This is a genomic window from Neisseria subflava, assembly GCF_024205745.1.
Lineage (GTDB): Bacteria > Pseudomonadota > Gammaproteobacteria > Burkholderiales > Neisseriaceae > Neisseria > Neisseria flavescens_B.
In genome coordinates, this window is sequence record NZ_CP073117.1 from 1 (window position 1) to 26,358 (window position 26,358).

The 26,358-nt window shown below is 49.3% G+C and carries 21 protein-coding genes and 5 pseudogenes; 11 read left to right on the forward strand and 15 right to left on the reverse strand.

Going from position 1 to position 26,358, the window contains the following annotated elements:
• Nucleotides 1-276: 276 nt before the first annotated feature.
• From KCG55_RS00005 to KCG55_RS00015, 3 genes and pseudogenes are all read right to left on the reverse strand, one after another.
• Nucleotides 277-546 (reverse strand): hypothetical protein, encoded by a 270-nt coding sequence (locus KCG55_RS00005; protein ID WP_254323014.1) that lies wholly within the window; start codon nt 544-546, stop codon nt 277-279.
• A 71-nt stretch (nt 547-617) separates the two neighbouring features.
• A pseudogene (locus tag KCG55_RS00010) lies at nt 618-2,770 on the reverse strand (heavy metal translocating P-type ATPase).
• Between the two features lie 142 nt (nt 2,771-2,912).
• Nucleotides 2,913-3,126 (reverse strand): annotated as a pseudogene (locus tag KCG55_RS00015) (heavy-metal-associated domain-containing protein).
• Nucleotides 3,127-3,271: 145 nt separating this feature from the next.
• Between KCG55_RS00015 and KCG55_RS00020 the strand changes: the two are divergent.
• From KCG55_RS00020 to KCG55_RS00030, 3 genes and pseudogenes are all read left to right on the forward strand, one after another.
• A pseudogene (locus tag KCG55_RS00020) lies at nt 3,272-4,450 on the forward strand (sugar transporter).
• 255 nt (nt 4,451-4,705) lie between these two features.
• On the forward strand, nt 4,706-6,121 hold the full coding sequence (locus tag KCG55_RS00025; protein ID WP_254323015.1) for an SLC13 family permease: 1,416 nt from the start codon (nt 4,706-4,708) through the stop codon (nt 6,119-6,121).
• Nucleotides 6,122-6,239: 118 nt separating this feature from the next.
• A pseudogene (locus KCG55_RS00030) lies at nt 6,240-6,748 on the forward strand (peptidylprolyl isomerase).
• Nucleotides 6,749-6,824: 76 nt separating this feature from the next.
• Here KCG55_RS00030 and KCG55_RS00035 read toward each other — a convergent pair.
• Nucleotides 6,825-7,321 (reverse strand): annotated as a pseudogene (locus KCG55_RS00035) (YbhB/YbcL family Raf kinase inhibitor-like protein).
• 186 nt (nt 7,322-7,507) lie between these two features.
• Here KCG55_RS00035 and ypfJ point away from each other — a divergent pair.
• Both ypfJ and KCG55_RS00045 read left to right on the forward strand, forming a co-directional pair.
• Nucleotides 7,508-8,347 carry a KPN_02809 family neutral zinc metallopeptidase gene (gene ypfJ, locus KCG55_RS00040; protein ID WP_254323017.1) on the forward strand — a complete coding sequence of 280 codons (840 nt, stop codon included), beginning with the start codon at nt 7,508-7,510 and terminating at the stop codon, nt 8,345-8,347.
• A 121-nt stretch (nt 8,348-8,468) separates the two neighbouring features.
• Entirely contained in the window at nt 8,469-9,851 is a 1,383-nt protein-coding gene (locus tag KCG55_RS00045; protein WP_254323018.1) for a phosphomannomutase/phosphoglucomutase, read from the forward strand.
• A gap of 103 nt (nt 9,852-9,954) precedes the next feature.
• On the opposite strand, the gene rpe is transcribed toward KCG55_RS00045, so the two are convergent.
• The gene (rpe, locus tag KCG55_RS00050) at nt 9,955-10,635 is read right to left on the reverse strand and encodes a ribulose-phosphate 3-epimerase (protein ID WP_003678905.1); all 681 of its coding nucleotides are present in this window, start codon (nt 10,633-10,635) and stop codon (nt 9,955-9,957) included.
• 277 nt (nt 10,636-10,912) lie between these two features.
• Between rpe and KCG55_RS00055 the strand changes: the two genes are divergently transcribed.
• Complete coding sequence (locus KCG55_RS00055; protein WP_003683375.1) at nt 10,913-11,341, forward strand: Spy/CpxP family protein refolding chaperone; 429 nt, start codon at nt 10,913-10,915, stop codon at nt 11,339-11,341.
• 65 nt (nt 11,342-11,406) lie between these two features.
• Here the strand turns inward: KCG55_RS00055 and KCG55_RS00060 are convergent, their stop codons facing one another.
• Both KCG55_RS00060 and KCG55_RS00065 read right to left on the reverse strand, forming a co-directional pair.
• Nucleotides 11,407-12,273, reverse strand: coding sequence for an ATP-binding protein (locus KCG55_RS00060; RefSeq protein ID WP_254323019.1), 867 nt, complete (start codon nt 12,271-12,273; stop codon nt 11,407-11,409).
• Nucleotides 12,274-12,288: 15 nt separating this feature from the next.
• Nucleotides 12,289-12,903, reverse strand: coding sequence for a riboflavin synthase subunit alpha (locus tag KCG55_RS00065; RefSeq protein WP_254323020.1), 615 nt, complete (start codon nt 12,901-12,903; stop codon nt 12,289-12,291).
• 125 nt (nt 12,904-13,028) lie between these two features.
• Here KCG55_RS00065 and KCG55_RS00070 point away from each other — a divergent pair, with 125 nt between their 5' ends.
• From KCG55_RS00070 to KCG55_RS00080, 3 genes are all read left to right on the forward strand, one after another.
• A complete protein-coding gene (locus KCG55_RS00070) occupies nt 13,029-13,874 on the forward strand; it encodes a 23S rRNA (adenine(2030)-N(6))-methyltransferase RlmJ (protein WP_254323021.1) in 846 nt (281 codons plus the stop codon).
• A gap of 130 nt (nt 13,875-14,004) precedes the next feature.
• Nucleotides 14,005-14,358, forward strand: coding sequence for a hypothetical protein (locus KCG55_RS00075; RefSeq protein WP_254323022.1), 354 nt, complete (start codon nt 14,005-14,007; stop codon nt 14,356-14,358).
• A 67-nt stretch (nt 14,359-14,425) separates the two neighbouring features.
• Nucleotides 14,426-15,400: a class 1 fructose-bisphosphatase gene (locus KCG55_RS00080; RefSeq protein ID WP_254323023.1), complete on the forward strand. Its 975-nt coding sequence runs from the start codon at nt 14,426-14,428 to the stop codon at nt 15,398-15,400.
• A gap of 140 nt (nt 15,401-15,540) precedes the next feature.
• Here KCG55_RS00080 and waaF read toward each other — a convergent pair whose 3' ends face one another.
• From waaF to guaB, 3 genes are all read right to left on the reverse strand, one after another.
• On the reverse strand, nt 15,541-16,560 hold the full coding sequence (gene waaF / locus KCG55_RS00085) for a lipopolysaccharide heptosyltransferase II (RefSeq protein WP_254323024.1): 1,020 nt from the start codon (nt 16,558-16,560) through the stop codon (nt 15,541-15,543).
• Nucleotides 16,561-16,626: 66 nt separating this feature from the next.
• Nucleotides 16,627-17,391 (reverse strand): energy transducer TonB, encoded by a 765-nt coding sequence (locus KCG55_RS00090; RefSeq protein ID WP_254323025.1) that lies wholly within the window; start codon nt 17,389-17,391, stop codon nt 16,627-16,629.
• 65 nt (nt 17,392-17,456) lie between these two features.
• Entirely contained in the window at nt 17,457-18,920 is a 1,464-nt protein-coding gene (gene guaB, locus KCG55_RS00095) for an IMP dehydrogenase (RefSeq protein ID WP_003678893.1), read from the reverse strand.
• A 189-nt stretch (nt 18,921-19,109) separates the two neighbouring features.
• Between guaB and KCG55_RS00100 the strand changes: the two genes are divergently transcribed.
• Nucleotides 19,110-19,535 (forward strand): DUF4124 domain-containing protein, encoded by a 426-nt coding sequence (locus KCG55_RS00100; protein WP_070712610.1) that lies wholly within the window; start codon nt 19,110-19,112, stop codon nt 19,533-19,535.
• Nucleotides 19,536-19,604: 69 nt separating this feature from the next.
• Here KCG55_RS00100 and KCG55_RS00105 read toward each other — a convergent pair whose 3' ends face one another.
• Together KCG55_RS00105 and KCG55_RS00110 are read right to left on the reverse strand one after the other, a co-directional pair.
• Nucleotides 19,605-20,933, reverse strand: coding sequence for an anaerobic C4-dicarboxylate transporter family protein (locus KCG55_RS00105; RefSeq protein ID WP_254323665.1), 1,329 nt, complete (start codon nt 20,931-20,933; stop codon nt 19,605-19,607).
• 222 nt (nt 20,934-21,155) lie between these two features.
• On the reverse strand, nt 21,156-22,730 hold the full coding sequence (locus tag KCG55_RS00110; protein WP_254323026.1) for a glycosyltransferase family 2 protein: 1,575 nt from the start codon (nt 22,728-22,730) through the stop codon (nt 21,156-21,158).
• 84 nt (nt 22,731-22,814) lie between these two features.
• On the opposite strand from KCG55_RS00110, the gene KCG55_RS00115 reads away from it, so the two are divergent.
• Complete coding sequence (locus KCG55_RS00115) at nt 22,815-23,780, forward strand: tRNA dihydrouridine synthase (protein ID WP_254323027.1); 966 nt, start codon at nt 22,815-22,817, stop codon at nt 23,778-23,780.
• 42 nt (nt 23,781-23,822) lie between these two features.
• On the opposite strand, the gene KCG55_RS00120 is transcribed toward KCG55_RS00115, so the two are convergent.
• The 3 genes from KCG55_RS00120 to KCG55_RS00130 all read right to left on the reverse strand — a co-directional run bounded on the left by KCG55_RS00120 (nt 23,823) and on the right by KCG55_RS00130 (nt 26,294).
• Entirely contained in the window at nt 23,823-24,548 is a 726-nt protein-coding gene (locus KCG55_RS00120) for a hypothetical protein (protein ID WP_254323028.1), read from the reverse strand.
• Between the two features lie 157 nt (nt 24,549-24,705).
• Nucleotides 24,706-25,179: an iron-sulfur cluster repair protein DnrN gene (dnrN, locus tag KCG55_RS00125; protein ID WP_003681045.1), complete on the reverse strand. Its 474-nt coding sequence runs from the start codon at nt 25,177-25,179 to the stop codon at nt 24,706-24,708.
• 182 nt (nt 25,180-25,361) lie between these two features.
• Nucleotides 25,362-26,294, reverse strand: a complete 933-nt coding sequence (locus KCG55_RS00130; protein ID WP_254323029.1) for an AEC family transporter — start codon at nt 26,292-26,294, stop codon at nt 25,362-25,364.
• Nucleotides 26,295-26,358 lie beyond the last annotated feature (64 nt).

Genomic DNA, 26,358 nt, shown 5'->3' on the forward strand with positions numbered 1-26,358 from the left:
CAAAATCAGAAAATATGGATTAAAGGCCGTCTGCAAAAACAGTCTTCAGACGGCCTCCGCGTGACACTCAACGTTGCATTTCCATCATTAACGCCTGACAAGCGGCTTCGTTTTCCAAAGCACAAGATTCGCTCAGTTGGTTTAAACGGCTGTCGCGGTCTGATGTATTGCCTTGCGCCATCTCTGCTTTAGTGTCTTCAAGATTGGTACAGGCATTTTCATAACCGCCTTTACAGGCCCGTTCGTAGAGCTTGACCGCTGCGGCATAATCAATGCCTAAACCGCTGGACGGATTAAGATATAGATTACCAAAACATTGCAGCCGCGCATATTGCCGCCATCACAAGCTTTTTTCAGAAACGGATAAGCAGCAGGCGCTTCAAGATAATCACGCGTCCAAATGGCCGCAGTGACGCAACTTTCCAGGTCGTTCCGATTGCATTCCCGTATCAGCTTATCATGCTGCTTCTCGCTGTAATCCTCAGCCTGCACGCTAAACGCAGTAGTAATCAATGCCAAGCCAAACAATAAACGAAGTGTTTTCATCTGATTATTCCTTCAAAAATACTTGATGACAGCCGTCTGAAAAAACAATGTTTCAGACGGCCTTTATATTATCACTCAATATTCACCCGTTTCAGGCGCAAGGCATTGCTCAACACGGAAACCGAGCTTGCCGCCATTGCCGCGCCTGCGATGACGGGATTTAAAAAGCCAAGTGCGGCGAGCGGAATGCCCAAGATATTGTAGAAGAAGGCGAAAAACAGGTTTTGCTTGATGTTTTTCAAAGTGGCTTGCGACACCAGCAGGCATCGGCGAGTTGATTGACCGAATGTTGCATCAGCGTAGCGGATGCGGTGTGTTCGGCAACGTCCGCGCCGCCTTTCATGGCGAAGCTGACGTTGGCGCGGCGAGCGCGGGCGCGTCGTTGATGCCGTCGCCGACCATCGCCACGGTTTTGCCGGCGGCTTTGAGTTTCTGCACTTCGGCGGCTTTGTCGCGCGGACTCATATTGCCGAAGGCGTGTGCAATACCCAGTTGCTTGGCGACGTATTCGACCGTACCTTGGTTGTCGCCGCTCATAATATAGACATCGATATTGTGTTTTTTTCAGACGGCCTATGGCTTCGGCGGTATCGACTTTCAACGCGTCGGCAAGTGCGAATGCGCCGATAGGTTTGTTATCAACAGAGACTGCAACAATGCTTGCAATGCCCCAAACGCCGTCTGAAAACTTCGGCAGGGTCAGTTCGGCAAATTCGGCTTTGCCTGCTTTCACCAAGCCCACGCCTTCTACTTCGGCGGTAATGCCTGCGCCGACAACGGTTTGCGTTTTGTGCGGCAGGGATTTCCAAGCCGCGCTCTTGAGCGGCGGAGACGATGGCTCGGGCAAGCGGATGAGCGGCGTTTTGTTCGACGGCGGCGGCGATGCGGTACAAAGCGCCTTCGTCAAAGCCACTGTCGGGAACGCAGTAAACGGCGGCAACCTGCGGCCTACCTTCGGTCAGCGTGCCGGTTTTGTCCAACACGACGGCATCGACGTGGGCGGCTTCTTCCATCGCCGCCGCGTCTTTGAACCAAATGCCGTGTTTCACCGCTTTGCCCATGCCGACCATAATCGCGGCGGGCGTCGCCAGACCGAGTGCGCACGGGCAGGCAATTACCAAAACGGCAACGGCGTGCATCAGCGCAATCGTCCAATCGCCTTTTACCAGCCAAGTGGCGATAAAAGTCAGAAGCGCGATGCCCACGACGGCAGGCACGAATACCGCCGCCGCCTTATCCGCCACGCGCGCAATCGGTGCTTTACTGCCTTGTGCTTCAGAGAGCGCATTCATCATGTCGCCGAGCAGGTTTGGCTGCCGAGCTGAGTGGCGCGATACACCACGCTGCCCTCGGTCATCAGCGCACCTGCCAATACTTTGCCGCCTGCCTTTTTCTCTTCAGGGTTGGATTCGCCGGTGAGGTGGCTCTCGTCCGCCCAGCCGCTGCCGCTTTCAATAATGCCGTCGGCAGCAATGCGTTCGCCGTGGTTGGCGCGGATCTGATCGCCGATTTGCACTTGGTCGATGGGCAGCTGTTTCCATTCGCCATCGCGTTGCACGTTGACTTGGGTCGGCGTGAGTTTGAGCAGCAAGCCCAAGCTGTTCAGGCTGGATTTTTTGGTACGGTGTTCCAAAAATTTACCCAGCGATACAAAACCAATCACCATTACGCCCGCTTCAAAATACACGTGTGCCATGCCGTGCGCCGCGTGCGGGCTGAAAAACAGCATATAGACGGAATACAGGTAAATCGACACCGTGCCGATGGTAACGAGCACGTCCATATTCGCCAGCCCGCCTTTAATACTCCCACGCGCTTTTGGTAAAACGGGATGGCCAGCCCAAAGCTGCACCACGCTTGCCAGCACAAACTGCCATACAGGCGGAATCATCCAATCGTGCCGCCCGATCATCATGCCTGCCATGCCGATTAAAAACGGAATATTAATGGCCAGCAAAAGCCACAGCCTCCAGCCGATATGGTGTTCTGCTTCAGGTTGAGGCAATGTATCTTCCGTTTTTTCCTTTGCGCCGTAACCGGTTTTCTCAATGATTTGGCGATGTCGGCAGCGGAAGTTTTGCTTCGTCAAACGTAACCTGCGCCTCCTCGCTGAAAAGTTCACCCCGCCGATTCGACAAAATCTTTTTGTTCAACACTTTTCAATACGCGAAGCGCAGGCCTGACAAGTCATGCCTTCGATTTGGAAACGGACTTTTTGTTGCATGGCAAAGCCTCCTATTGATTGTTTGGTGCGTGTTTTTGTATTTATGTATTATCAAACGAAAACAACATAATGGCAAAAAGTAAGTTATCAAGAGACAAAGGCCGTCTGAAGCGTTTCAGACGGCCTTTATTCAAAAATACGCTTATCGGTTACAAGCCACATCGTAGCCGCCGTCTTCTACGGCATCAATCAGCGCATCGTATCTGTCTTGCTTTCATCGAAAGTAATCACTGCATTTTTGTTTCCAAGCTGACTTCTGCTTTTTCCACGCCTTCTACGCCTTCCAAAAGACGGGTTACGCTTTTCACGCAGCCGCCGCAGGTCATGCCGTCGATGTTGAGGGTAACAGTTTGCATTTGTATTTCCTTTCATTCAAACAAATATGGTTGCCAAATACTTTACTCCTTACACAAACAGCTTGCAAATTCTTCATTAAAGGCCGTCTGAAAAATGCAGATAGGCGTACAATAACGCCCTTTGCTTCATCAAACGGACATAATAATGACTTCAACATTCAAACAATGGGTTAGCGTATGCGCGCTGGCGGTGGGGGCGTTTATTTTCAATACCACCGAATACATTCCGATTGCGCTTTTGAGCGACATTGGTCAGAGCTTTGACAACCGGCAACGGAAGTGGGCATGATGATTACGGTGTATGCGTGGATTGTTGCGCTCCTATCGCTGCCGCTGATGCTGATGACGAAAACATCGAACGGCGCAAATTATTACTGATGCTGTTTGCACTGTTTGCGCTGTTTCACGCGCTGTCGTTCTTTTCTTGGAACTTCAACATCCTCTTGGTCAGCCGTATCGGGATTGCACTGACACACGCGGTATTTTGGTCGATTACGGCTTCTTTGGCGGTACGGCTTGCGCCCACCGGCAAAACCAATCAGGCTTTGGGCTTACTCAGTACGGGTACGGTTTTGGCGATGGTTTTAGGCATTCCGCTGGGGCGCGTGGTCGGGCAATACTTCGGCTGGCAGCTCAGCTTCCTGCTGATCGGCGTCTGCGCTGCCGGCGTAATGCTGGTGTTGGCTAAAAACCTGCCTGCTTTACCCAGCCAAAATACCGGTTCTTTAAGCAGCCTGCCGAGTTTGTTCAAACGCCGCAACCTGATGCTGCTTTATGCAATGACGGTGTTGATTATTACGGCACATTTCACGGCATACAGCTATATCGAGCCTTTTGTGTTGCAAGTTGGCGATTTAAGGCTGAACAAGTTACCATCGTTTTGAGCCTGTATGGTTTGGCAGGCTTCGCTGCTTCTTATCTGTTTGGCAAATGGTTTGCCAAATCGCAACGCCTGTTTATGCTTGGCGCGGTGGCGGTCATCCTGCTCTCCGCCCTGCTGCTTCTGCCGTTTGCCTCTTTCCCTTATGCGGTGTACGCGCTGGTGTTTATTTGGGGCGTGGCCATCGTCATCGTCAGCTTGGGCATGGTGTCGAAAGTCTTGGCATTCGCCTCGGATGCAACAGATGTGGCCAACTCGATTTATTCAGGTTTGTACAATGTCGGCATCGGCGGCGGTGCGCTTTTGGGGCATTATGTAACCGTCTGGTTCGGCCTTTCCAATATCGGCATTGCCGGAGCCTTACTGGCGGCGGCTGGTTTGGCCGTTTGCGGTTTGTTGTTTAAGGAACAAGACAATCTGGCGCAAACGTTTAAATCCATATAAATCAGTATAGTATGACTGATTCTGCCGTAATTTTGGCAGTTTTACCGATTTGTCCTGATTCTTATTAACCTACGATGGGTCTTTATTCTGCCGGATAAGCAGCTTTCTTGCTGCTTATCCGGTTTTCATTTCATTTTTAAAAAATAATTTACAATTTGTTTACACTACATTAAATTACAAATATACTGTTACCTATTAGGCCGTCTGAACGTACGGCTGAAAAGAAAAACCGATCATGTTTCAGAGGAATACATCATGGACTTAAACGCCAAGGATAAGACTCAGCATCCTGAGAACGTCGAGCTTCTCAGTGCGCAGAAGCCGATTACCGACTTTAAAGGATTGCTGACGACCATTATCTCTGCTGTTGTCTGCTTCGGCATTTATTACATCCTTCCCTACAGCCCCGATGCCAACAAAGGTATCGCGCTGTTGCTTTTCGTTGCGGCACTTTGGTTTACCGAAGCCGTACACATTACCGTTACCGCGCTGATGATCCCTATCCTTGCCGTTGTACTCGGCTTCCCAGATATGGACATCAAAAAAGCGATGGCAGGTTTCTCCGACCCGACGATTTACATCTTCTTCGGTGGCTTCGCGCTTGCAACCGCCCTGCACATGCAGCGTCTCGACCGTAAAATCGCCGTCAGCCTGTTGCGCCTGTCCCGCGGCAATATGAAAGTCGCCGTATTGATGCTGTTTGCCGTTACCGCCTTCCTGTCTATGTGGATCAGTAACACTGCGACTGCTGCGATGATGCTGCCTTTGGCAATGGGTATGATGAGCCACCTCGATCAAGAAAAAGAACGCAAAACCTACGTTTTCGTCCTGCTCGGTATCGCCTACTGCGCCAGTATCGGCGGCTTGGGTACCGTGGTCGGTTCTCCTCCGAACATGATTGCCGCCAAAGCGCTGAACTTGGACTTCGTCGGCTGGATGAAGCTTGGCTTGCCGATGATGCTGTTGATTCTGCCGCTGATGCTGTTCTCCATGTACGTCATCCTCAAGCCTAATTTGAACGAGCGCGTGGAAGTTAAAGCCGAATCTATCCCTTGGACTTTGCACCGCGTTATCGCGCTGTTGATTTTCTTGGCAGCTGCCATCGCTTGGGTATTCAGCTCCAAAATCAAAGCCGCATTCGGCATTTCCAACCCTGATACCGTTATCGCCCTGATTGCCGCCGTTGCCGTCGTCGTATTCGGCGTGGCGCAATGGAAAGAAGTTGCCCGCAATACCGACTGGGGTGTATTGATGCTCTTCGGTGGCGGTATCAGCTTGAGCGCGTTGCTGCAATCTTCCGGCGCATCTGAAGCACTGGGTCAACAAGTTGCTTCCACGTTCTCCCATTCTCCTGCATTGCTGGTGATTTTCGTGGTTGCCACCTTCATCATCTTCCTGACCGAGTTCACCAGTAACACGGCTTCCGCCGCCCTGCTTGTGCCTATTTTCGCCAGCATCGCCGCGCAAATGGGCCTGCCTGAACAAGTCTTGGTATTCGTGATCGGTGTCGGCGCATCTTGTGCCTTCATGTTGCCGGTTGCCACACCGCCTAACGCGATTGTGTTCGGTACAGGCTTAATCAAACAACGCGAAATGATGAATGTCGGCTTATTGCTGAACATCCTCTGCGTGGTATTGGTTGCTCTGTGGGCTTATGTTGTACTGATGTAAACCATCGACCCAAACAACAAGGCCGTCTGAAAGAATATTTTTCAGACGGCCTTGAAGTTTCTCGTTCAGACACAATTTAACGAATGATTCAAAACCGGATTCTAACGAAAGGAAACCCATGATTATCCTGCACACCAACAAAGGCGACATCAAAATCGAACTCGATTTCGACAAAGCCCCCGTTACTGCTAAAAACTTCGAGCAATACGTTAAAGACGGCTTCTACGACGGCGTAATCTTCCACCGCGTCATCAAAGGCTTCATGATCCAAGGCGGCGGCATGGATGAAAACATGAACGAAAAAGAAACCCGCGATCCGATTCAAAACGAAGCGTCCAACGGTTTGCCTAACGAAAAATACACCATCGCCATGCGCGTACTTCCGATCCTCACTCTGCCAGCGCGCAATTCTTCATCAACACTGCCGACAACGCTTTCCTGAACTTCCGTTCTAAAGAGCTATACGGCAAAACCGTAGTCCAAGACTGGGGCTATGCCGTATTCGGTAAAGTCGTTGACGGTTTTGACGTTGTCGATGCCATCGAAGGCGTTTCTACCAAACGTCACGGCTACCACGACGACGTACCGAGCGAACCTGTCATCATCACTAAAGCCGAAGTGGTTTAATTGATTTGATTTCCCATAAAAAAAGCCTGTCCGAATTAAAACCGGACAGGCTGTTTTTCAATTATGACGCATACCGTCACACATCATAAGTACCGACACGCATGCCGAATCCAACACATGACCCTGCATGGCAAAATGCAGCTCATTAAAGCGGAAACCGCGCGGCAAATCCAAAACGGTGTCCAGCGCGTACACAATCAGTTCATAACGATGACGGTTGTTCGGTGGTGCCATACCGCCGTAAAAAGAAGCCTCTTCAATTTCAAATTTACCCAACGCGCTCGCCCAAGTGTTCGCGCCCTGTGTGAAATCTGTTGCAGAAATACTTTCATTTTCTGCCACGGAAGTGCGTTTCAAATCCGAAATCAACCAATGCGTCCATACGAAGCCGGATGCTGAAATGGCATCTTTGTCTTCCAACACCACGGCAAACGATTTTGTTCCTTCTGGCGCATCTTCGATTTCAAAAGGAATCGAATAAGAAGGCATACCGCTCGGGCTGAACTGGCTGCCGCGCTTGCCGTATTTGTCTTCAAATTCACCGTTGACAATAGCTTTACTGCTGACTTTCATCTTATATCTCCCAATAGTAGGTTTGTTCATTCTAACAAACACCAAGGCCGTCTGAAAGATACTGCCGTTTTCACTTTCCCGATACCGCATTTTCAGACGGCCTAAAGCAATATTCGCAATTCGATCAAACACATTTGGCATTCCATAGTATAATCCGCCGCATGAAAACTACACAGGATACGCATTATGGATTGGAAAGGTCGTGAACAAAGCCAAAACGTAGAAGATCGCCGTGGAAGCCGTGGCGGCGGTGGCGGCAAAACGCCGGGCATACTCGGCATTATCGTGGTTTTGGTCGGCGCATATTACGGCGTGGATTTGAGCGGTTTGGTTGGCGGCTCATCTTCGATGGGCATTCCTACCCAGCAAGCTTCCCGACTCGACAGCCAACAAGAAGCCGAATTAAACGAACTGTCCCGCGTTATCCTTGCCGATACCGAAAAAGCATGGAGTAAATATTTCCAGCAACACGGCCAACACTACACACCGACAACCATGGTGTTGTATAAAGGCAGTACGTCCACCGCCTGCGGTACAGGCCAATCTGCCATGGGCCCGTTTTACTGCCCGGGCGACCAAAAAGTTTATTTGGATTTGAGTTTCTACGAAGACATGCGCACCAAGCTCGAATCCGCCAGCGATGCCGCGTTTGCCTACGTTATTGCCCATGAAGTCGGCCATCACGTTCAAAACCTGCTCGGCATTCTGCCTAAAGTCCACAAAATGCAACAACAAGTCGGCAAAAAAGAGGCCAATGCCCTTTCCGTCAAACTCGAATTGCAGGCCGACTGTTTCGCCGGTATTTGGGGACACTACGCCGTCAACAACAATATCTTCAAAGCCGAAGACATTCAAAAAGCCATGCTGGCCGCCGAATCCGTCGGCGACGACCGCTTGCAGAAACAGGCTCAGGGCTATGTCGTTCCCGACAGCTTTACCCATGGCTCGTCCGAAGAACGCATGACTTGGCTCAAGCGAGGTTTGGAAAGCGGCGACATCAACCAGTGCAACACTTTCAACAATTGATTCGTCCAAGCAACACTGTTCTTTGATATAACGACAAAAGGCCGTCTGAATTTTTCAGACGGCCTTTTAGCCGTGTTAAAATAACGCCTATTATTTTCCCTTAAATTCAAAGGAAATCCACATGGCAAATATCGCCCGCGACATTTTCAAAGCCTACGACATCCGGGGCATCGTCGGTAAAACCTTGACTGACGAAGCTGCCTACTTAATCGGCAAAGCCATTGCCACCAAAGCCTCCGAAAAAGGCATTACCCGTATCGCACTCGGCCGCGACGGCCGTTTGAGCGGTCCCGGCCTGATGGCACAAATTCAACGCGGTTTTACAGACAGCGGCATCGACGTCCTCAACGTCGGCATGGTTGCCACTCCTATGCTCTACTTCGCAGCCATCAACGAATGTGGCGGCAGCGGCGTGATGATTACCGGCAGCCACAATCCGCCCGATTACAACGGTTTCAAAATGATGCTCGGCGGCGACACGCTCGCAGGCGAAGCCATTCAAGAACTTTTAGCTATTATTGAGAAAGACGGTTTTGTTGCCGCCGACAAACAAGGCAGCGTAACCGAAAAAGACATCTCCGACGAATACCACAACAACATCGTCGGCCACATCAAGCTCAAACGTCCGATGAAAATCGTGATTGACGCGGGCAACGGTGTCGGCGGTGCATTCGCAGGCAAACTCTACAAAGGTTTGGGCAATGAAGTGACCGAACTTTTCTGCGAAGTGGACGGCAATTTCCCTAATCACCACCCTGATCCTTCCAAACCGAAAAACCTGCAAGACCTCATCGTCGAGCTTAAAAACAGCGATGCCGAAATCGGCTTGGCATTTGACGGCGATGCCGACCGCTTGGGCGTGGTCACCAAAGGCGGCAACATCATCTATCCAGACCGCCAACTGATGCTTTTCGCGCAAGACGTGTTGAGCCGCAATCCTAAAGCCAAAGTGATTTTCGACGTCAAATCCACCCGTCTGCTCGCGCCTTGGATTAAAGAACACGGCGGTGAACCTGTAATGGAAAAAACCGGCCACAGCTTCATCAAATCCACCATGAAAAAAACCGGCGCACTGGTTGCCGGCGAAATGAGCGGTCACGTTTTCTTTAAAGAACGCTGGTACGGCTTCGACGACGGTATGTATGCCGGCGCACGCCTCTTGGAAATCCTGTCTGCCTTCGACAATCCGTCCGAAGTGTTGAACAAGCTGCCGCAAAGCATTTCCACTCCGGAACTCAACATCGACCTGCCGGAAGGCAGCAACGGCCACAAAGTGATTGAAGAGCTGGCTGCCAATGCCAAGTTTGAAGGTGCGACCGAAATCATCACCATCGACGGCTTGCGCGTTGAATTCCCTGACGGCTTCGGACTGATGCGTGCGTCCAATACCACGCCGATTTTGGTATTGCGTTTTGAAGCGGATACGCAAGAAGCGATTGAGCGTATTCAAAACCAATTCAAAGCAGTCATTGAAAGCAATCCAGCATTGAAATGGCCGCTGTAAGGGTTTAGGCTAAACAAAAGGCCGTCTGAAAATCATTTCAGACGGCCTTTAATATTAAACATTGATTATTTAAAGTTTTAAAACCAAGAATATCCCGGCTTAATTATCCAACTTGCGCCAACTGTTGACGCATTTCATCGATAACGGCTTTGTAATCCGGTTTGCCAAAAATCGCCGAACCGGCCACAAACGTATCCGCACCTGCCGCCGCAATTTCAGCAATATTGTCTGTCTTCACGCCGCCATCGACTTCCAATGCGATATGGCGGCCGCTTTGCCGTTCATACTCGTCCAACATCTCGCGCACTTTGCGGATTTTCACCAGCGTATTCGGGATAAAGCTTTGTCCGCCAAAGCCCGGGTTGACCGACATCAGCAACACCATATCCAGTTTGTCCAAAACGTTTTCCAGAATATTGACCGGCGTAGCAGGATTCAATACCAAACCTGCCTGACAGCCGTATTCTTTAATCAAACCCAAGCTGCGATCGACATGGCGGCTGGCTTCGGGATGGAAAGTAATGATATTGGCACCAGCTTTGGCAAACGCATGAATCAAATCGTCCACCGGCTCAACCATCAAATGTACATCGACCGGCACGGTTGCATACGGTTTCAAAGCCGCGCAAACCATAGGGCCGAAAGTCAGATTCGGCACATAATGATTGTCCATCACGTCAAAATGAATCAAATCCGCACCGGCGCGGATAACTTCGGCAACCTCTTCGCCCAAACGGGCAAAATCGGCAGACAAAATACTGGGGGCAATACGGTAGTCGGTCATGTTTATTCTCCTAAAGTGTGTTCCTTTATCATTATCGCATTTTTAACCCTATGTTGTATGCTGCCGACAACATCTCTGCCGTCATTTTTATGAATTTACATTTCATATACATTAATGAAACTTATAATCACATAGTAAGGCTTTGAAAATAAATTATTAGATTACATACACGTGCAAAAAAATCTAACATCATTAACAAAAGTTAACTGCATTGATACTGCCTTTCACACGCTTATCGGTTATATTTCCAAACCTGATGAAACATTAGGAAAACACCGTGTCTGTTGCACTTTCCCGCTATCCGACTTTTATTTTCTTAGCACTCGCCCTACTCTGTTCCAGTCTGCCTGCACATGCCGGTCCGTTTCTGGCCACTTTGGACGATTTCCACCCGAATTGTGACATTCGACAGCTCAATTTATCCGCCGACCAACACGCCGCCCTGCGCCGCCTGCGTACCGACTTCAAACAAATCAACGATAAAGCCTACCGCAAAACCGTACGCTCCGACCGCAACCGCCGTCAAACTATCATCAAAATCCTCTCCGGCGACTCATTCGACTCAAACGCCGCCCGCGATTATGTTGAAAACCGCTACCTCTCCAGCATGGACTATGCGGTGGATGAAATGGAAATCCAATACCGCTTCTACCATCTGCTCAATCCGCGCCAACGCCAGCAATGGTTGTCTTCATGCTTGCGCTGATGGATCAATAAAAATACAAAAAGGCCGTCTGAAACCATATTCAGACGGCCTTTGCTCTTTCAGCCTTAATCCAGCACTCTTTCTTCCGGCAACCGTCCTGCCCAGTCGCAGGCAAACTGCCATGCCGAGCGGCCTGAACGGCTGCCGCGCATTTGCGCCCATTGCAACGCGGCTTGGCGCGCCATATCGTCAAAAGGCACATTGAAATCGTCCAACCAGTTGGATACTGCGGTCAAATAATCGTTTTGATCGAAAGGATAAAAACTCAGCCATAAGCCGAAGCGGTCGGAAAGGGAGATTTTCTCCTCAACGGCCTCTTTCTGATGGATTTCGCCGCGAGTGCCTGTAGTACCGCCGTTTTCATCCATGTATTCGGGAATCAGATGACGGCGGTTGGAAGTGGCATAAACCAAAACATTGGTGCAACGTTGCGACAGTCCGCCGTCTAAAGCAGTTTTCAAGGCTTTATAGGTTTCATCGCCGGTTTCAAACGACAAATCATCGCAAAAAACGATAAATTTCTCGGGGCGTTCAGACAACAGCGTCAACAAAGCCGGCAAGCTGATTAAATCGCTTTTGTCCACCTCAATCAGTCGCAGGCCGCGCTCGGCGTATTCGTGCAACAACGCTTTAACCAAAGAAGATTTGCCCGTACCGCGCGCACCGGTCATCAAGACATTATTTGCCGGACGGCCTGCCAAAAATTGCTCGGTATTGCGTTTCAGCCTATCGGTTTGCGAACCGACAGCCGCCAATCTGCTCAAAGGAAACGTATGCGGACGCGGCAGGCTTTCCAAAATACCTTTTTTGCCCACGCTGTGCCAACGGTAGGCCAAAGCGCGCCAGTCGGTTTTACCGGCTTCATCAGGCAGGATTAAATCCAGACGGTTTAAAACGGAATTGGCTTTTTTCAAAAAATTGGATAATTTCATTTCGGCTTTCTTTTTTCAGACGGCCTTTTGTGCCAATACACGCATCACGGTATCGACAACGGCTTGGGTTTGCGGATCGATTTCGATATTGATGAGGTCGCCTTCTTTGCGGCTGCCAAACAGGGTACGCTCCAAAGTCTCCGGAATCAGGTGTACGCAAAATTCGCTGTCGCTGACTTCGCCTATGGTTAGGCTGCAACCGTCCAAACCGACAAAGCCTTTGGTCAGGATATAAGGCTTGAGGTTTTCCGGCAGCTCAAACCAAACGGTACGGTTGAACTCGCTGGACTCGATACGGGAAATTCGGGTAATCGCCATCACATGGCCGCTCATCACATGGCCGCCGATTTCGTCGCCAAACCGCGCCGCGCGTTCCAAATTGACACTGTTGCCGACTTTCAAGCTGCCAAGATTGGTTTTGCGTAAGGTTTCGTCCATCAAATCAAAGCTGACTTTGTTGCCGTCGATTCGAGTAATGGTTAGGCAGCAGCCGTTATTGGCGACAGAGGCGCCGGTTTGCAGATTGTCGGCGATTTCGGGGGGCAGCTCGACAGTATGGGTACGAAAGTCGGGCGAAGGTTGGGCGATGTCTGTAATTTTGCCCATGCCTTGTACGATGCCTGTAAACATGATGTCTTCTTTCCGATGGTACGATAAGGCGGATATTGTAGCATTTTCCAAGCACAAAGGCCGTCTGAAAGCAGTGATGGCGATGGTTTGGGGTATAATCGGATTTTTATTTCCGCAGCCCGATCATGCTCAGCTACCGCCACGCCTTCCATGCCGGCAACCATGCCGATATGCTCAAGCACTTTACCCTCTTCCTCGTCCTCGAATATTTCAACCGCAAAGACAAGCCCTATTGGTATATCGATACGCACAGTGGTGCCGGTTTGTATGATTTGAGCGGCGATGAAGCGCAAAAAGTCGGCGAATACAAACAAGGCATTGCGCTCTTGGAACAAGCTGACAAGCTGCCTGCCGAATTGGCCGAATTTGTAGGCCGTCTGAAACAAATACTGCCGCAAGACAACCTTTACTGCGGCTCACCTTGGCTGGCACAGGCACTCACGCGCGACAGCGACAAAATGCGCCTCTTTGAGCTGCACCCTGCCGATTTTGTCCATTTACAAAACAATATGCGCGAAGTCCGTCCTGCGCGTAAAGTGCAGGTCAGCCAAGCGGACGGTTATCAAGGCCTGATTTCACTCTTGCCTCCTCCGCCCCGCCGCGCCGCCGTCTTGATTGATCCGCCCTACGAAGAAAAACAAGACTACCGCCGTGTCGTCCAAGTTTTGAAAGATGCTTTGAAACGCTTTGAAACCGGCTGCTACATGGTTTGGTATCCCTGCCTGAGCCGCGAAGAAAGCCGCAAACTGCCGGACGAACTCAAAAAAATCGCTCCCGACAATTATCTGCACGCCGAGCTCCATGTCCATACGCCGCGCAGCGACGGCTTCGGTATGCACGGCAGCGGCATGTTCGTCATCAATCCGCCCTATATGCTTGCCGAACAGTTGCAAAACAATCTGCCCGAACTTTCCAAAATTTTGGCGCAAGATGCCGGCGCGCATTATGCATTGGAAAGCAAAACGAAATAAACGCTGCCGTCTGAACCTATACCCAAGCGCTTCGATTTTTCCGCCAGACCTGTTCAGACGACCTTAACCCTTTATACTTAAGCCTTTTTCCACTACAATTCACAACATAACAATTAACGGCCGTCCACTCATGAATATACGCACACCCCTAGCCTGCACGCTCCTGCTTTGCGCGTGTACCGAATCAGTAAAAAACGAATTTAAAGAAGAATTTACCCAAAGTTTCCGCACCGAATTTGTCCGCTCGGCAACCGAAGCCTGCGTAGAAAAAGCCGCAGGAAAAAGCCCGTTTGATTCCGCGACCACTGAAAAAATCTGCCGCTGTATCGGTGAAAAAACAGTCGACCAAATCAATCCTGAAGAAGCAACCTCGCTTTTGGGCGGCAGCGACTCCATGAGCGACGAGCTGAAAAAACGCATCAAAGACACCAGTATCGCCTGCACTAAAGAAGTTTTAGGCATGGCCGACAGCAAAACCAAATGAACACGCCGTTTTCAGACGGCCTGAAATTGAAAAATATTCGATTCAAACTTAGGAAAAGAGTGAAACCATGAAGACACTGAACCAATTCTTAACCCAACACCTGCCCGAACACAAACTGCCGCAAGAGCTAGCAAGCGTATTGGAATCCGTGGCCGCAGCCTGTTTGGACATCAACGCCAAAGTCCGCCTCGGCGCGCTTTCCGGCGTTTTAGGCATGGCCGGTACCGGCAACATCCAAGGCGAAGACCAAAAGAAACTCGATGTCATCGCCAACAACATCATGATTGATGTTTTAAAAGCCAATGCCAACATCGCAGGCCTTGCCAGCGAAGAAGAAGACACCTATGTCGCCACACACGAAAACGGCGGCTATTTAGTATTGTTTGATCCGCTGGACGGCTCTTCCAATATCGACGTCAACATCTCCGTCGGCACCATCTTCTCCGTCTTGGCGAAACCAGAAGGCGCATTGACTACCGAATCCTTCCTGCAGAAAGGCCGCGACCAAGTGGCTGCAGGTTATGTTTTATACGGTCCGCAAACCCAACTGGTGCTGACTGTCGGTCACGGCGTATTTGTCTTCACTCTGGACGATGCCAACCAATTCCTGCTGACCAAAGAAAATCCGCGCGTTCCCGAGTCCACTAAAGAATTCGCCATCAATATGTCCAACCAAAGACATTGGTTCGCCCCTGTTCAACAATACATTGACGAACTGCTGGCAGGTGAAACCGGCGTACGCGGCAAAAACTACAATATGCGCTGGGTAGCCAGCATGGTTGCCGAAATCCACCGCATCCTGATGCGCGGCGGCGTATTCATGTATCCGCAAGACAAACGCGACCCATCCAAACCGGGCAAACTGCGCCTGATGTACGAAGCCAACCCGATGAGCCTGATTATGAAACAAGCCGGCGGCGCATCAAATAATGCCATCGAAGCCATGCTCGACATCCAACCTACCGGCCTGCACCAACGTGTTGCCGTATTCATGGGCAGCCGCGAAGAAGTCGAATACGTTTACAATCTGCATCAAAAATAATCAGATGTATTGATTTCAAACCAAAGGCCGTCTGAAATATGATTTTCAGACGGCCTTTTGTTAAAAAATAAAAGAAACGAAAAATCAAAAGGGCAGATTCAAATCTACCCTTTGCTGCTTTCCATCTAATCTTTATTGGATTACGCCGAACGAGCCAGTTCTTCCGCCGCTTTTTGCACAATATTCGGCGTCAGCTTGTTCAAACAATCCGTATGCCCCAACGGACATTCGCGTTTAAAACATGGCGAGCAATCCAAATTCAAACTGACGATTTTTGCCTTTTGGCTTAGAGGCGGCGTATGGTCAGGGCTGGATGAGCCGTAAACCGCAACCAATTTCCGATCAAGCGCGGCCGCAAGATGCATCAGACCACTGTCGTTGCACACGACCGTATCGGCGCAAGACAACAGATCAATCGCCTCCGGAAGATTGGTTTTACCGCAAAGATTGGTACACAGGCCGTCTGAAAGCCGGTTGATTTCATCTGCAATATCGAAATCTTTTTGCGAACCAAACAGCCAAACCTGCCAACCTTCAGCCAAATATCGGCGACCAAGTTCCGCAAAATGACGCGCAGGCCAACGCTTGGCCGGGCCATATTCCGCGCCGGGACAAAATGCCAAAATCGGTTTATCCGTCGCCAAACCATGTTTTGCCAAAGCAGCTTGACGGCTTTCAGGATCAATCGTGAAACAGGGATTATCGGAATGCCCGTTAAAATCCGCTTGGGTCGGGTGCGCCAGCGCAGTATAGCGGTCAACCATCAGAGGCAATGTGGCCTTATCCAACTTACGGATATCGTTCAGCAAAAAATAGCGCGATTCGCCGACGTAGCCTGTACGCTGCTTAATACCCGTAGCCAAGGCAATGATGGCGGATTTGAGCGAACCGGGCAAAACAATCACTTGATCATAGCCTTCTTTTCCCAATTCACGCCCGATACGCCAGCGTTTTTTCAATTCCAACGCACCATGTCCAAACGGGTTTTCCATCACACGGTTGATTTCAGGCATGCGCTCAAAGACAGCCATCGACCATTTGGGTGCAAAAGCATCAATGGTGCAGCCGGGATACAGCTCATGCAAACGGCGATAAAGCGGTTGGGTCATGACGCAGTCGCCAATCCAGCTTGGGGTAATAATCAGGATTTTTTTGGACATAATGGAATGTGTTTTTAATTTTGGCTTATTGTAATACGATTTTTAAAAGGCCGTCTGAAACTCGGTTTAATCGCCTAGATTAAAATGTAGCAGGTGATAATATTCAATATCTTCCCGAGCTTTTTTGGAAAAAGTTAATCTCCAAACAGTCTTACGTGCAGCCTTATCTAATCGGGAATAACCGCTGCTTTTAACAATTTTTGCTGTATCAACCTTTCCTCCTGCTATACGTAATTCCATAACGACAGAGCCTTCTTCTCCATTTTCTGCTGATAGAGCGGGATATCTTGGAGGATAAATCTGAGCAATATTCACCATTGCCTGTATCTCAGAAATAATAAAAAATTGGGCAACGCTGGGAATGTTGACTTTGATATTGGCCTGCTCGTCGGATACTTTATGCAAACAATCCAATAAAGGCTTACCTATTAAATCCGATTTAATATACGGATTATCGTTCCATCGTTTAAACCCATCAGGATCAATTGCTGCACATTTTTGTTTCTGTACTTTTAGCAATTTCTCTTGATATCCTGCCAGAGTATGAGCATAAGCCCATTTAGGTTTGAATCGTTTAAATGAAGCAATTTTCTGTTTTGCCAATTTCATAAACTCAGAAGAAACTTCACCCTCCTTGCTCCATACTGCTTTACCGACCCTACCTTGTTCATCAACAGGAACAACAACCCAAACAAACCCTTTTTGAGCCTCAACAGGTACTCTTAGAGTTTGCAGCACATTAAGCGGCTCTCTTTCCAATTCTCTAATGGACTCTGAAAATGCCAAGCCAGAAATACCAAGCATAACGGCAGCAAGCAATATTCTCTTCATTTTTAAAACCTTATAAAAACAGAAAGGCCGTCTGAAATATTTTCAGACGACCTTTTTATAGTGGTTTAACGATGGTAGTTAGGCGCTTCTTTGGTGATTTGTACGTCGTGAACGTGGGATTCGCTCATACCGGCAGAAGTGATTTCCACAAATTCTGCTTTCTCGTGCATTTCAGCAATATTGGCGCAACCCAAATAACCCATGCTGGAGCGCAGACCACCGGTCAATTGGTGGATGATGTTCACAATCGGGCCTTTGTAAGGAACGCGGCCTTCGATGCCTTCAGGAACATATTTGTCTGTGCTGTCGGTTTTGTCTTGGAAGTAGCGGTCGGCAGAACCTTGGCTCATCGCACCCAACGAACCCATGCCGCGGTAAGACTTGTAAGAGCGGCCTTGGTAGAGTTCGATTTCGCCCGGTGCTTCTTCCGTACCGGCAAACATACCGCCGAGCATGACGCTGTATGCACCTGCTGCTAGAGCTTTGGCAATATCGCCGGAGAAGCGGATACCGCCGTCGGCAATCAGGGGAACGCCAGTACCTTTCAGGGCTTCGGAAACATTGTGAATCGCAGTCAGTTGAGGCACGCCCACGCCGGCCACGATACGGGTCGTACAAATCGAGCCCGGGCCGATACCGACTTTAACGGCATCCGCACCGGCAGCGACCAAATCCAAGGCAGCTTTGGCAGTCGCGATGTTGCCGCCGATGACTTGGATGTGCGGATAAGTTTCTTTGACCCAGCGCACACGATCGATAACGCCTTGGCTATGGCCGTGGGCAGTATCGACCACAATCACGTCCACACCTGCTTCTACCAATGCTTTGACGCGCTCTTCGGTATCGCCGCCAGTACCTACCGCGGCACCGACGCGCAAGCGGCCTTCGGCATCTTTGTTGGCATTAGGAAATTCGGTTGTTTTCAGAATATCTTTAACTGTAATCAGACCTTTGAGTTCATCTTGGTCGTTCAATACCAAAACGCGCTCAACTTTGTGCGCATGCATGATTTCGCGGGCTTCATCGATGCTGGTACCTTCAGGAACGGTAACCAAACGGTCGCGGGGGGTCATGATGGCAGAAACCGGCAGATCGACACGGTTTTCAAAACGCAGGTCGCGGTTGGTCACGATACCGACCACTTTGCCGTTTTCAACAACAGGCAGACCGGACATTTTGCGTTTGCGTTGTGCGCGCATTTCCAAGACTTCGCGGATCAATGCGGTCGGCGCAACGGTAACGGGATCTTTCACCACGCCGCTCTCATGGCGCTTCACTTTGGAAACGGCACGCGCTTGCAACTCCGGCGTCATGTTTTTATGGATAATGCCGATGCCGCCTTCTTGAGCCATTGAGATGGCCAGACGCGCTTCGGTAACGGTATCCATTGCAGCAGAAAGTAGAGGGAGGTTGAGCGTGATATCGCGGGTGAGTTTGGTTTGAAGTTTGACATCTCGAGGCAGCACGTTTGAGTGCGCTGGAACCAACAAAACGTCGTCGAAAGTATAGGCTTTTTCTACAATACGCATGATGCTCGGTCTTTCAGTTTGTGCAAGATGCACGGCATTATATCACACCGGCTTGATGCTAACATTGGCAATACACGTTTTAACGTTATTTTTTTACATGATTTGATCTGCAGTACAAAAATATGCCAACGCATTGCAGTTTCAAGTAAAATAGGTCGGATGAGAACATCATTTACATAAGGGAAACCCATGAAATCTTCCGTACTCAAAACCTGTCTGACAGCAGCCCTTCTCTCTTCCGCCGCCCTGACCGGCGCGGCCGAGGTTTACACTTGGAAAGGTGCATCGGGCAACAGCTATTCCGATACGCCAAACCGTCTGCAACCGAAGCGTTCCGGCGTGGTCAACATCCGCACGCACAACGTTAAACCTGCCGTTGCGCCTGCTGTTGCGGCATCTGAGCCGGTTGCCGAGCAGCCCAACGAACAGGTTGCGGAACAAAACAAACAAATTGAAGAGCGCAATAAAAAAATCGAAGAGCAAAACCGCCAAAACAAGCTGGAAAACTGCAAAATCGCCAAAATCAACCGTCAAGTCGCCGAAAGCGCACGCTTGGCCAATCGCGACAGTCTGATTAAACAATACCAAAACGACGTCAATAAATACTGCAATTAACCTGCTAAATAACAATATCAAAAAGGCCGTCTGAAATTTAATTTCAGACGGCCTTTATTTTTCAGTCCATCAATAATACAGCTGAATCAACAACAAACCGAAAGCCAGACTAAATGCCATGCTCAACAGGCCTGGAATCATAAAGCTATGGTTGAAGATGAATTTGCCGATTTTGGTCGAGCCGGTTGTATCGAAGTCAATAGCGGCAATAATCGGACCGTAGTTTGGTATAAAGAAATAGCCGTTTACCGCAACAAATGTGCCGATAATGATGGGCGCCGGAATCCCCAGTTTGATGGCGATCGGGAAGAGCGTCGCTACTGTCGCGCCTTGGCTGTTGACCAATACCGACAAGACAAACAGGGCAAAGGCAAAGGTCCATGGTGCAGACTCAACCAAATGGCTGACGGTCGATTCGACTTCTGTTAAGTGGCCGCTCATCAAGGTATCGCCCAACCAAGCCACGCCAAACACCGCAATCACGGCACGCATACCGGCATGGAATACCGAACCTCGGGTAATCGCATCGCCATTGGGTTTACACGCCAAAATAATCAGCGCAGAAGCAGACAACATCACGATTTCAATCGTATGCGCCATGCCCATAGGCTTGATCGTGCCATCGTGTTCAAAAGCAGGACGCAGCTCAGGCAGCGCTCCCATTACTACCACCAGCAATGCCGCAGTCAAGAAAATACCGACCGACAATTTGGCTTTTGGCGAAATGGTGACATCGGTTTTTTGTTCCTCAACATCGATGTATTCTTTCACATAATTCGGGTCTTTCAGCAAAGCCTGATAATGCGGATCGTCTTTCAACTCTTTGCCCAGTTTGTTTACGAACACGCAAGCCAAACCGATACCCAAAATCGTGGACGGAACGGTAACTTTCAACACGTCCGCCATTGTAATGTGTTGCGGCTCAAGCATGGTGACGCAGGCAACAACGGCGGCGGCAATCGGGCTGGCGACAATCGCAAATTGGGAAGCGATAACCGCCATCGTCAGCGGACGAGAAGGACGGATGCCATTGCGACGGCTGACTTCGGCAATCACTGGCAAGACCGAGTAAGCCACATGGCCCGTACCCGCCAACACAGTGAAGGTGTAAGTTACCGCCGGCGCGATAAAGGTGATGTATTTCGGATTGCGGTGCAGCACGCGCGTGGCAATCTTAATCATATAATCCAAACCGCCGCTGGCCTGCATGGCCGCCGCGGCAGACACTACCGCCATAATCATCAACATCACATCAATCGGCGGGCTGGTCGGCTGAAGGTGGAAACCAAAAGACAATACGGCCAAGCCGATACCGCCGAGCACGCCCAAACCAATACCGCCAACCTGCGCACCAATCAGGATACACAGCAGCACAATGGCAAACTGGATAAAAAACATAGTTGACATCACAACTCCCAAAATCCGGCCTTGACCGAAATAAAATTACAAACGGTCAAATTATAGAGCAAACCCTCTGTCCTAACCATACTTTACCGAACTATACATACTGATTTACATCAAATAAATAATATTCTCATTTAATCGCTAAGCTTTTAAAAATACAAAAAAGGCCGTCTGAAGATTTTCAGACGGCCTCTATAACTTAAAAAGATGATAAGGCTATTTTCCGGCTACTTCTTCATCTTTTATAAAATCCGATACGCCATGAACACAGCGGATTTTGCGTTCTGACAAGGTTGCCTCCAACAAGGCATCGTTTTGCGGCAAGGAATCGCGTTCTGCCTCATTGTGCCAGAGGTGGTACGCAATACCGGCAAATTTCAAATTATGGCGTTTCATCCCGTTATGATAGCAACGGGCGACAAATTCGCTGTCTTCCCTACCCCAACCGACAAAGCTATTGTCAAACCCATTGACGGCAAGCGCATCGCTGCGGAAAAAGCCCATATTGCAGGTTTTGATGCCTTTGTGTTTGCGGTTGCCTTTTCGGCCTGCCAGTTTGGCCAAACAACGGCAACGCAGGGCAGAAAGCCGTTTTTCTATTCCCGAGCTGAACATAGACAAAGCAGACAAATCGCCTTCGTCTAAAATATCCTGCGTTTTATCCTCAGTCAAAATCACGCGGGAGCCCTGTATCAGACGGCCTTTGCGGGCAATCTTCAAATGATCGGAGATAAAAGACGGATCCAAAACCATATCGCCGTCAATCAACACAATATAATCGCTTTTCGCCTGCGCCAATGCACGGTTGCGTGATTCGGCGGCACGAAAGCCTCTATCCGGCTGCCATGAATGTTTGACCGGAATACTTGTTCTGCGGCGGATAAAATCAACCACTTCGGCGGTTTCTTGCCTTGAGCCATCATCCGCAACAATAATCTCATCCGGCAGACGGGTTTGCGATAAAGCCGATTTCAACACCAGTTCCAAAGCATCGGGGCGGTTGTAAGTGGTGATGATGAGGGAGACGGTTATCGTGCGGTTGCGCTCGTAGAGTTTGACATATTTGTAATACGAACCTTGCGCGTTGGACACCGAAATCGTCAGCCCGTCCGCCCCATAGGCAAAACCGCGTTTGAGTAGGTAATTTTTCACAAACGATACGCCGCCATGCAGCAAAGCCTTAAACGGCGAACTGTCTTTCTTGAAGCGGTTTTCTTCCGCATACAGCGAGCTGTACTGCTGCATTTTCTGAATCAGCCCTTCGGCGTTTTCAAAAGAATAATGTTTCAGACGGCCATCAAGTTGTCTGACTTTGGCTTCCTGAGGCAACACTAAAGACTCATGCACCTGACGGTCGGAAAAACGGGTAAATCTTCGATGATAAAGGCGCGGAATAATATCCGGATACCAACCGCAGCCTTTAACCAGTCTGCCGTGGTAATGGTTCAGACGGGAAAGCGAAAAAATATGTTCCTTCTCATTTTCCAAAACGGCCGCACGAATGGATTCAATTAAAGCTTCATCCGCCACTTCATCGCTGTCTATACTGAAAATCCAATCATTTTGCGCCAGTCTGGCCGCCAGATTTTTCATCGGGCCAAATCCGATAAAGTCATGCTTGTAATAGCTGACATTCGAAAAGCCCTTGGCAATTTCAAAAGTACGGTCGGTCGAGCCGTTGTCCAACAGCAGGACTTCGTCAAAGTCTTTCAACGCACTCAAAACTTCTGAAAGATAACGTTCTGAATTTTTTACCAACATGGCGGCGGTTGCCGGAATTGTGTGCATCATAAAAAAGGCCGTCTGAAAAAGGAAGCTGTATTTTAACCGATATACCGCTACAATATGTCCTCCTTTTTTCAGACGACCTGACTCATGCAGCTTATTCTTGCCCCCATGCAGGGGCTGGTGGACGATGTGATGCGCGACCTATTGACGCGTATTGGCGGATTTGACGAATGCGTCAGCGAATTTGTCCGCATTACGCACACGGTCCACTCACGCACTACTTGGCTTAAATATGTTCCCGAAATCGCCCATGCCAACCGTACGCCGGCCGGCACGCCCTGTACTGTCCAGCTTTTGGGCAGCGATGCGGAAAACATGGCCGTCAATGCTTTGAAAGCCGTGCGTTTCGGTGCGGACAAAATCGACCTCAACTTCGGCTGCCCCGCGCCGACGGTCAATAAACACAAAGGCGGTGCGGTCTTGCTCAAAGAGCCGGACTTGATTTACCACATCGTCCACACCCTGCGCCAACGCCTGCCACAACACATTCCGCTAACTGCCAAGATGCGGCTCGGTTATGAAGACAAAAGTCTGGCATTGGAATGCGCTTCCGCTATTGAAAACGGCGGCGCATGCGCGTTAACCGTCCATGCACGCACCAAAGTCGAAGGCTACGAACCGCCGGCACATTGGGAATGGGTGCGCAAAATCCGCGATGCAGTCAATATTCCCGTTACCGCCAACGGCGATGTGTTCAGCCTTCAAGACTATCTCGATATTAAAACCGTCAGCGGCTGCGACAGCGTGATGCTCGGGCGCGGCGCGGTTATCCGTCCCGACTTGGCTCGGCAAATCAAACAATATGAAAACGGCGAAACAGTGAAAGACACCGACTTTGCCGAAGTCTCCTCATGGATAGTCCAATTCTTCGACTTGTGCCTTGCCAAAGAAGCCAACAACAAATATCCGGTTGCCCGTTTGAAACAGTGGCTGGGCATGATGAAAAAAGAATTTGAACAGGCTCAGGTATTGTTTGACCGCATCCGCGCCGTCAAAGAAGCGGATGAAGTGAAACAGATTCTGCTGTCGTTTGAACAAGAGATGCATTCATGATTAAAAAAAGGCCGTCTGAATTTCAGACGGCCTTTGATTTCATCACCTACATACATAATCAGCCAACAGCCTACCCTTTTCCGCACTGGCTGCATTAGCCATGTTTACCTGTCTGGTCTCAGGGCCATTCTTAGATTTCAGGGCTTCGCCATATTTTCTGGCAAATTCTTTATTGGCACTGGTCACCCTTGACTCGGTAGAATCCAACATGAAGCTGTCTTGCTCATATTTGCCTTGCGCAGTAATAATCAAGATATTTTCAGGCGCAGGATAATCCGGAAAATCAATATAGTTGGTAACCAGATTGTAGGAAACGCCTTTGCCGTGTTTCATATCCTGACAGATGCCGTTAGGAGCGGTAAAGACTGCATGGCCGATCCGGCTACGCCCGAAATCGTAAAAATCGATTCTCTTAGCAGCAGCCAACAGTTTTCTATCGTTGCCGTCATTGATATTTAATGACTTGCCGTTTACCAAAAACAGGGTTGGCAACAAGGGGGTGCCATGATAGGCTTCCAAATTATATGCTTCGCCCAACAGCTTGCCCTGACGATACACCATCAAGACAGGCTTTTTCAGACCATTTTCCGGATTACCGGTTTTCTTAAAAGAAATCTCCTGAAGTACATTGCCAAATTCATAATAAGGCCGCGACTGCACGCCTGTTTTCGCATCCTGCAGAGCGCTCCAGTCACCGCCCGTCGTTTGGGCGCACGCAGTCATAGCAGCAAACAGAATACCCAATAGTAAAACTTTAGAATGTTTCATTCATAAACTCCTTCTTAAGTAAACAAAAGAACGGATGTGTGCCTTTACTGCCTAATTTTATTTCTTTATTAAAATTTTAGAACTATTGTACTAACTTAGCAAGGGATTAAAGAACAGGCCGTCTGAACATTCAGACGGCCTTGATTAACCGCAAATTTTAAGAAGCCAAAACGCGGGGGAAGAAAATTTCATTTTCCAAGTGGATATGATCTTTCAAATCGTCCACCATCTCTTTGGCCAATGTGTACAAACGGGTCCAGCTGCCGCAAGCGCCTTCGGGAAGCTCAAAATTGTTGGTCAACTCTTCCAGACGCGCGATGGCTTGGTCGTGCTCTTCATGCTCGTGCATCATCACGCTGATGGGCATTGCCGCGCCACGGCCCACGCCCTGATTAATCATCGGGAACAACATACGCTCCTCTTTCATCATGTGCATCAACAGCTCGTTTTGCATATAGGCCAACAAATCGGCCACTTCGGCAGGGAAAGTGTCGGCATGAACCTGCGCCACTTTTTGCGCCAGTGGTACCAACTCTTCAAACTGGGCGCGGTGAACGTTGTGATAACGTTGCAGGATATGGTCAATCGTAGAATTGAAAGGCGCGGTTTCCCAAAGGGTAAAGTCGGTCATGGCTGTGTTCCTTTAAAGATTTATATTGAATGAATGTTAGGCATAAGGATACACGCAGCAATCAGCTTTGTATAGTTTTTTAATTGTTTAATTAATTGATAATAAAAGTTATTTTCAAATTTAAAATAACAAACAGGCCGTCTGAAACATAATACCAACGTTTCAGACGGCCTGCCCTTTTCTTAAATGATCCAACGATATAACGCAATCATTACCGGCATAGTTACCACACAAAGCAAGGTTGTCAACCCATAAATCGCACTGGCTTTTTGGGCATTTTTGCCGTAAACAACCGCCATTTGGGTAACTGTCGAGGCGGCAGGCGAAGTCGTTGCCAAAAAGCTGATTAAAACAACCGTATCCGCATGCGCATCATGATGGGCAAAACCGCAGACTTTGACGGCGAAAAGCAATAATACCGGAATCAAAATCAGCCTTAAAAAAGCAACAAGATAAAGCCTCGGCGTCCACATAATCGAGCGTAGCGGCAAAGAAGCCAAAAGCATGCCCGCCACCAACATGGCAACCGGCCCAATCATGCCGCCTACCGTCGCTAAAGTATTATCGACAATATGCGGCAGCTTGATTTGAAAGGTAAACATCAGCAGCCCGACCAACATGGATAAGATGTTGATATTGGTGAAAATGGTTTTCCAAGCCACATTGCCTCGGCCGCAAATCAACAGGCGCAGATGCGTCCAAAACAAAAACGTCTGCACCATGATAAAACCGCTGGTGTAAATCACCCATTCCGGCCCAAAGACCGACATTACCAAAGGGATAATCAGGTTGCCCGAATTGCTGTACACCGTCGCCGCGTGTTCGAGCGCATCGAGTTTGAACAAGTGTTTAAACAACCTGCCCAGAACAATCAACACCACATGGAAAAACACCGCCAGCATGACGGAAAGCTTCAACCCTTCGATAATCTGCGGCGTATTGTCCATCTGAAAAGCGTGAATCATGACGGACGGGCTGATCAGATAAAGCGCGATAACGGAGAGCGTGTAGCTGTTTTCCGATTTCAACAGCCCTGCCTTCACCAAGGCCACGCCCATCAAAACAATCAGCGTCAGCTCGGTAATTTTTCCGGCAAGCAGGAAAGAGGTTTCCATAATAAAAAAAGCAGCAAAAACGTTGATTTTACGCTTCTACCGCTTCGCATGCCAAATTCAGACG

Bases quoted from the DNA above. Each gene is read 5' to 3' on its own strand.
- KCG55_RS00005 (WP_254323014.1), bottom strand. From the start codon at position 546: ATGAAAACACTTCGTTTATTGTTTGGCTTGGCATTGATTACTACTGCG.
- KCG55_RS00025 (WP_254323015.1), top strand. From the start codon at position 4,706: ATGGACTTAAACGCCAAGGATAAGACTCAGCATCCTGAGAACGTCGAG.
- ypfJ (WP_254323017.1), top strand. From the start codon at position 7,508: ATGGATTGGAAAGGTCGTGAACAAAGCCAAAACGTAGAAGATCGCCGT.
- KCG55_RS00045 (WP_254323018.1), top strand. From the start codon at position 8,469: ATGGCAAATATCGCCCGCGACATTTTCAAAGCCTACGACATCCGGGGC.
- rpe (WP_003678905.1), bottom strand. From the start codon at position 10,635: ATGACCGACTACCGTATTGCCCCCAGTATTTTGTCTGCCGATTTTGCC.
- KCG55_RS00060 (WP_254323019.1), bottom strand. From the start codon at position 12,273: ATGAAATTATCCAATTTTTTGAAAAAAGCCAATTCCGTTTTAAACCGT.
- KCG55_RS00065 (WP_254323020.1), bottom strand. From the start codon at position 12,903: ATGTTTACAGGCATCGTACAAGGCATGGGCAAAATTACAGACATCGCC.
- KCG55_RS00070 (WP_254323021.1), top strand. From the start codon at position 13,029: ATGCTCAGCTACCGCCACGCCTTCCATGCCGGCAACCATGCCGATATG.
- KCG55_RS00075 (WP_254323022.1), top strand. From the start codon at position 14,005: ATGAATATACGCACACCCCTAGCCTGCACGCTCCTGCTTTGCGCGTGT.
- KCG55_RS00080 (WP_254323023.1), top strand. From the start codon at position 14,426: ATGAAGACACTGAACCAATTCTTAACCCAACACCTGCCCGAACACAAA.
- waaF (WP_254323024.1), bottom strand. From the start codon at position 16,560: ATGTCCAAAAAAATCCTGATTATTACCCCAAGCTGGATTGGCGACTGC.
- KCG55_RS00090 (WP_254323025.1), bottom strand. From the start codon at position 17,391: ATGAAGAGAATATTGCTTGCTGCCGTTATGCTTGGTATTTCTGGCTTG.
- guaB (WP_003678893.1), bottom strand. From the start codon at position 18,920: ATGCGTATTGTAGAAAAAGCCTATACTTTCGACGACGTTTTGTTGGTT.
- KCG55_RS00100 (WP_070712610.1), top strand. From the start codon at position 19,110: ATGAAATCTTCCGTACTCAAAACCTGTCTGACAGCAGCCCTTCTCTCT.
- KCG55_RS00105 (WP_254323665.1), bottom strand. From the start codon at position 20,933: ATGTTTTTTATCCAGTTTGCCATTGTGCTGCTGTGTATCCTGATTGGT.
- KCG55_RS00110 (WP_254323026.1), bottom strand. From the start codon at position 22,730: ATGATGCACACAATTCCGGCAACCGCCGCCATGTTGGTAAAAAATTCA.
- KCG55_RS00115 (WP_254323027.1), top strand. From the start codon at position 22,815: ATGCAGCTTATTCTTGCCCCCATGCAGGGGCTGGTGGACGATGTGATG.
- KCG55_RS00120 (WP_254323028.1), bottom strand. From the start codon at position 24,548: ATGAAACATTCTAAAGTTTTACTATTGGGTATTCTGTTTGCTGCTATG.
- dnrN (WP_003681045.1), bottom strand. From the start codon at position 25,179: ATGACCGACTTTACCCTTTGGGAAACCGCGCCTTTCAATTCTACGATT.
- KCG55_RS00130 (WP_254323029.1), bottom strand. From the start codon at position 26,294: ATGGAAACCTCTTTCCTGCTTGCCGGAAAAATTACCGAGCTGACGCTG.